The following is a 615-nucleotide window of genomic DNA, read 5'->3' as shown; positions in this document are numbered from 1 at the left end:
CGTCTCGTCCGCCCTGAGGGCGTTCATTGAATGCGCCGGATCAGGAGCGACGCTCGAAGCTGTTCCGGAGCGATCTGTAAGCGCAGTCAAGTCCCCAGCGATGAAGCGGTGTACCTCCTGAACTCTCCGCGTTTCATGCGTGTCTGGATGCGAGGTAAGCCAGTAGTTTCGAAGATCGGGGAGCAATTGCCTGAGCTCGGGGTAACGCCTGGCCACGTAATCGTGAAGAATGCCAACGCCGTGGCCGGCTCGCACTGCCTCCAGTGTGCAACGACGCTTCCGCATTCGTAACGGCGCGACATGAGCTGGCCAAGAGCTGATGCATAATCCAAAGCACGGCTATAGACGAAATCCTCAACATGCGTGACGAACAACCGCCCTTCAAGTTCGGCCTGAGTTTTGACTGGTCCTTCCCGTGCAAGGTAAGTGTCCGCCGCGTAGACGCTAAGAGTGTAATCAGTGAATTTTGAAAGGATGAGCCGCCCCTGCTTGGGCCGCTCCAGCGTGATAGCGATGTCGGCCTCTCGCCTCGACAACGAGTACGCCGAGCGAAGCTGGATCAGCAATGGGTGCGGGCGCCGCCGCATCATGCATGGCGATCTTGCCCTCGACCTC

General features: G+C 58.7%; 1 protein-coding gene. It reads right to left on the bottom strand.

All coding sequences use genetic code 11. The annotated features are described in order from the left end of the window. Positions 1-86 precede the first annotated feature (86 nt). Positions 87-587, bottom strand: a complete 501-nt coding sequence (locus AC0L3A_RS40855) for a LysR substrate-binding domain-containing protein (protein ID WP_473256598.1) — start codon at positions 585-587, stop codon at positions 87-89. Between the last annotated feature and the right edge of the window lie 28 nt (positions 588-615).

It is taken from the genome of Bradyrhizobium sp. MI1.3 (assembly GCF_055811695.1).
The sequence above is the reverse complement of the archived record's forward strand: the minus strand, read 5'-3'. Positions and strand labels throughout refer to the sequence as shown.

Bases quoted from the DNA above. Each gene is read 5' to 3' on its own strand.
- AC0L3A_RS40855 (WP_473256598.1), bottom strand. From the start codon at position 587: ATGCGGCGGCGCCCGCACCCATTGCTGATCCAGCTTCGCTCGGCGTAC.